Source organism: Neisseria sp. HMSC065D04, from assembly GCF_001815675.1.
Taxonomy (GTDB): Bacteria; Pseudomonadota; Gammaproteobacteria; order Burkholderiales; family Neisseriaceae; genus Neisseria.
The window spans coordinates 1-4,741 of the sequence record NZ_KV821496.1 but is presented as its reverse complement, the minus strand read 5'-3'; the positions used below and the strand labels follow the sequence as shown (position 1 = coordinate 4,741).

Below are 4,741 nucleotides of genomic sequence, written 5' to 3'. Positions count from 1 at the left end.
AACAGGCTAAGTGTGCCTGTTGCCGCCTAAAAGGCGGCCCGGATGCCTGATTATCAGGTATCCGGGGAGGATTAAGGGGGTATTTGGGTAAAATTAGGAGTGATTTGGGGAGAAAACAGCCGAAAACCTGTGTTTGGATTCCGGCTGTCGAGGGAAGGGCTTTTTTGCAAAGGTCTCTGCTCATAAAAAAACTGCACCTTGTGAGTTGGAGGGGATGTGTCCAACTTTTGGGGTGCAGTTCAAAAGAGGAGGGCGGTTTTCAGACGACCTTTTTGAGTTGGCGAAGTGCTGTCTTGCCATCCGATTCAAATCTTTCCCAAGCGATATCTGATGCTGAGGCGGCAGGTTTTCAATTAAGCCGCGCCAAATTCCGTTAATTTCCATTAAAGGTCGTCTGAAAGCCTTCGGTGTCATACTTTCTCGGTTATAATAGCCGGCTTCTTCAATTTGACCCTTTTTCGGAAATATATCATGGCCTTTGCCTCGCTTTTCACCCTTTTGGACGATATTACCGCTGTCTTGGACGACGTTGCCCTGATGACCAAAATGGCCGCCAAGAAAACGGCGGGCGTGGTCGGCGATGATTTGGCGCTCAATGCGAATCAGGTTACCGGTGTGTCGGCGGAACGCGAGCTGCCGATTATTTGGGCGGTGGCGAAAGGTTCTTTGGTGAACAAGCTGATTTTGGTGCCGCTGGCTTTGCTGCTGTCTGCCTTTTTGCCGAAGCTGATTACGCCTTTATTGATGTTAGGCGGGATTTATTTGTGTTTCGAGGGCGTGGAAAAGCTGCTGCATAAGTTTTTACACCGCCACGAAGCGCATGAAGACGAGGAGGCAGCCGCCGAAACGCTGGACGAAAAAACCAAGATTAAAGGCGCGATTCGTACCGATTTCATCCTGTCTGCCGAGATCATTATTATTGCTTTGGGCGTGGTTGAAAAATACGATCTGATGACCCGTTCGCTGGTGATGACGGCAATCGGCATCGGTATGACCGCTTTTGTGTACGGTTTGGTCGGTGTTATCGTTAAACTCGACGACTTCGGTATGCTGCTGATGCGTCAAAAAAGCACGGGCATCCAAACGGTCGGACGGGGCTTGATTGCCTTTATGCCTTGGTTCATGCGCGGTTTGAGCGTGGTGGGCACGCTTGCCATGTTCCTCGTCGGCGGCGGTCTGATTACCCACAACTTGGGCTTTTTGCATGATTTCTTACACGCGCAACATTGGGACAGCGGCTTGATGGAGCATATCGCTAACCTTGCCGTCGGGCTGATTGCCGGTGCCGTCGCCTGCGCCGTTGCGCTGCCTTTGATGAAGCTGTTTCAAAAACACTAAACAACCGATACGTCGTCTGAAAATGGTTCAACTTTGTTGAGGCTGTATTTTCAGACGACCTCTTATTTTCTTTTCTCTGCAATGAACATTTTCCGCAAACTCGAACAATATTGGCAGCATCCCGTGCTGTACTGGCCGCTGGTGATCCTGATTGCCGCCGCCACACCCTTAACTTTCGCACCTTATTACCATTTTTGGCTGATGCCTTTGCTGTTTGGCGCGTTGATCCGACTGATTGAACTGCGTCCGCGCTTTGCTGTTTCCACTGCCTATCTGTTTGGGTTGGTTGTTTATACGGCGCAGTTTTATTGGATACATACCGCGCTGCACGATGTTTCCGGCCTGCCTAATTTATACGCGATTCCGCTGACTTTCCTGCTGCCTGCGTTTCTCGCGCTGTATCCCGCCGCCTGTTTTTGGTTGTGGAAGAAGTTTCATCTGCCGCGTTGGGTTAAGGTCGGCATCGTTTTGCCGATTTTGTGGACACTGGCGGAATTTGCCCGCGAACGCCTGTTGACCGGCTTCGGCTGGGGGGCAATCGGCTATTCCCAAATCGTCAAAGAAAGCCCGCTTGCCGGCTTTGCGCCTTTGGGCGGTATTCATCTGGTGACGCTGGCGACGGCATTTGTCAGCGCATGGCTGGTGTTGCTGATTGACAATACGGGTCGTCTGAAACAACGCCTGCTGCCGATGTGCATGATTGTCATGCTGTGTACCGTCGGCTATGTCGCCCAGCAAACCGACTTTACCAAACCCGACGGCAGCACCAGTACCGTCGCGCTCGTGCAGGGCAATATCGAGCAGAGTTTGAAATGGAATGAAGAACAAGTCGTCCCTACCATTCAGAAATACTACGGTCAAATCAGCAAAACATCCGCCGACATCGTTATCCTGCCGGAAACCGCTTTGCCTGTGATGCGTCAGGATTTGCCGGAAAATATCCTGACCCAGTTTGCCGAGCAGGCGCGCACGAACGGCAGCGCGTTGGCCGTCGGTATCGGTCAATACACTGCGGACGGCAGCGGATATGAAAACGCCGTAATCAATTTGAGCGACTACGATGATATTTCAGACGACCTCCCGTATTACGCCAAGAATCATCTGGTTCCCTTTGGCGAATACAAACCGCTGCCTTTTTTGACAGAACCGTTGTACAAACTGATGAATATGCCGCTTGCCGACTTCCGTCGCGGCGGAGCGGGGCAGGCTCCCTTGACGATGAAAGATCAAAAAGTCGCCTTCAATATCTGCTATGAAGACGGCTTTGGCGACGAACTTATTGCTACCGCCAAAAACGCTACGCTGCTTGCCAACGTCAGCAATATGGCGTGGTATGGCGATTCCAACGCCATGTACCAACAGCTCCAGCAATCCCAAGCCCGCGCGATGGAGCTTGGACGCTATATGGTCCGTGCCACCAATACCGGTGCGACCGCCATTATTTCTCCCAAAGGCAGCATCATTGCCGAGAGCGAACCCAATACCGATGCCGTCTTGGAAGGGCATATTAAAGGCTATGTCGGCGAAACCCCTTATATGAAGGCAGGCGGTTCGCTGTGGCTGATCGGAGTATTGTCAATCATTGCCATCGCACTGTTTTTAATCAGGAAAAAATTAGATTGAGTTTGAAAAAGCGGTCTTTTCATAAGGCCGTTTTTCTTGAAATTTATTATTTACATACAAGAATGTTTGTAATATACTGAACTTATTCCCAGTAAACCAGTCAAATTTTCAAAATCAATCGAGTTTTGTAAAAGATAAAAATTCACCTATCAAACAGTCTTTTACAGAAAAAGGCATTTGACAGCATACGATAGGGCAACAGGCAGTGATATACTGCACGGCAAACAACAAGTAAACAACAGTTTCTGCATCATATAAAGGAAAGCACCTCTTATGAACAACGCCTTTGCATTACCCGTCATCCACAGCGGCAACGGCAGCCTTGAGCAATACATTCACACTGTTAACAGCATTCCCATGTTGACGCCCGAAGAAGAAAGCCAACTCGCGGAGCGTCAGCAAAAAGGCGACCTTAACGCCGCAAAACAACTCATTCTTTCCCATTTGCGCGTCGTCGTATCCATCGCACGAGGCTACGACGGCTATGGCCTGAACCAAGCCGACCTTATCCAAGAAGGCAACATCGGACTGATGAAGGCGGTCAAACGCTACGAGCCCAGCCGTGGTGCGCGCCTGTTTTCATTCGCCGTACACTGGATTAAGGCCGAAATCCACGAATTTATCCTGCGCAACTGGCGACTGGTACGCGTAGCGACTACCAAACCGCAACGCAAACTGTTCTTCAATCTGCGCAGTATGCGTAAAAACCTGAATGCCTTGTCTCCGAAAGAAGCGCAAGATATCGCCGACGATTTGGGCGTCAAATTGTCCGAAGTCATGGAAATGGAACAACGCATGACCGGACACGACATCGCCATCATGGCGGACAACAACGATGACGAAGACAGCTTCGCCCCCATCGACTGGCTTGCCGACCACGATGCCGAACCCAGCCGCCAACTGTCCAAACAAGCCCATTACGCCCTGCAAACCGAAGGTCTGCAAAACGCATTGGCACAACTGGACGACCGCAGCCGCCGCATCGTAGAAAGCCGCTGGCTGCAAGACGATGGCGGATTAACCCTGCACGAGCTGGCAGCCGAATACGGCGTGTCTGCCGAGCGCATTCGTCAAATCGAAGCCAAAGCCATGCAAAAACTGCGCGGTTTCCTCGCGGAAGAAGCTGAAGCGGTTTAAAAAACAAACAGTTCAGTAGAAGGAAAAAGGTCGTCTGAAACCCGAAATCTCAGTTTCAGACGACCTTTTTTGTGTATGGATGCCTTATTTTTTCGCTTTAGCCTGTTTGGCGTCTTTTTCGGTAATGGTACCGCCGCCGTTGTTAAACGCATTCATGATATAGGTGGCAACGGCAGCGAGATCGGCATTGTTGATGGCGGTCGCGGGCATAAAGCCGTTGTAAGGTTTACCGTTGACTTTGATGGGGCCGTTGATGCCTTTGGTCATGCTTTGCAGCAATACCTGCGGTTTTTTCATAATATAGTCCGATTGGTAAAGAGGGGGAAACATGGTTCCCCTGCCTTCCCCTTTTTTACCGTGGCAGGCGGCGCAGTTGCTTTCATAAATTTTTTGGCCTTGCGTCATTTGGGCAGCATCGGCGGCAAAGGAGCTGTGGACGGACAGGGTAAAAATTGCAGCCGCCAATATTTTTTTTGTTGTGGTCATGATGTGTCCTTTTTATCGGTGTAGTCTGTTTATCGATAATACAATAAAGGTCGTCTGAAAACAGATTTTTCAGACGACCTTAGACTTAAATCAAATGTAACGCTTTTAGTGGAAACCCGCAGATAGAGACCTTTGCAAAATTCCCCAAAATCCCCTA

4 protein-coding genes are annotated in these 4,741 nt (G+C 50.1%); 3 read left to right on the top strand and 1 reads right to left on the bottom strand.

Annotation, left to right across the window (positions count from 1 at the left end; genetic code table 11):
- Nucleotides 1–471 precede the first annotated feature (471 nt).
- From HMPREF3050_RS04020 to rpoH, 3 genes are all read left to right on the top strand, one after another.
- Complete coding sequence (locus tag HMPREF3050_RS04020; RefSeq protein ID WP_070773578.1) at nt 472–1,338, top strand: DUF808 domain-containing protein; 867 nt, start codon at nt 472–474, stop codon at nt 1,336–1,338.
- A gap of 81 nt (nt 1,339–1,419) precedes the next feature.
- Entirely contained in the window at nt 1,420–2,961 is a 1,542-nt protein-coding gene (gene lnt, locus HMPREF3050_RS04015; protein ID WP_070773576.1) for an apolipoprotein N-acyltransferase, read from the top strand.
- Nucleotides 2,962–3,234: 273 nt separating this feature from the next.
- Complete coding sequence (rpoH, locus tag HMPREF3050_RS04010) at nt 3,235–4,098, top strand: RNA polymerase sigma factor RpoH (protein ID WP_003744881.1); 864 nt, start codon at nt 3,235–3,237, stop codon at nt 4,096–4,098.
- An 84-nt stretch (nt 4,099–4,182) separates the two neighbouring features.
- On the opposite strand, the gene HMPREF3050_RS04005 is transcribed toward rpoH, so the two are convergent.
- On the bottom strand, nt 4,183–4,584 hold the full coding sequence (locus tag HMPREF3050_RS04005; protein WP_070773574.1) for a c-type cytochrome: 402 nt from the start codon (nt 4,582–4,584) through the stop codon (nt 4,183–4,185).
- Nucleotides 4,585–4,741: the final 157 nt, after the last annotated feature.

Excerpts from the sequence above, each read along its gene's own strand:
- HMPREF3050_RS04020 (WP_070773578.1), top strand. The coding sequence starts at position 472 with ATGGCCTTTGCCTCGCTTTTCACCCTTTTGGACGATATTACCGCTGTC.
- HMPREF3050_RS04005 (WP_070773574.1), bottom strand. The coding sequence starts at position 4,584 with ATGACCACAACAAAAAAAATATTGGCGGCTGCAATTTTTACCCTGTCC.
- rpoH (WP_003744881.1), top strand. The coding sequence starts at position 3,235 with ATGAACAACGCCTTTGCATTACCCGTCATCCACAGCGGCAACGGCAGC.
- lnt (WP_070773576.1), top strand. The coding sequence starts at position 1,420 with ATGAACATTTTCCGCAAACTCGAACAATATTGGCAGCATCCCGTGCTG.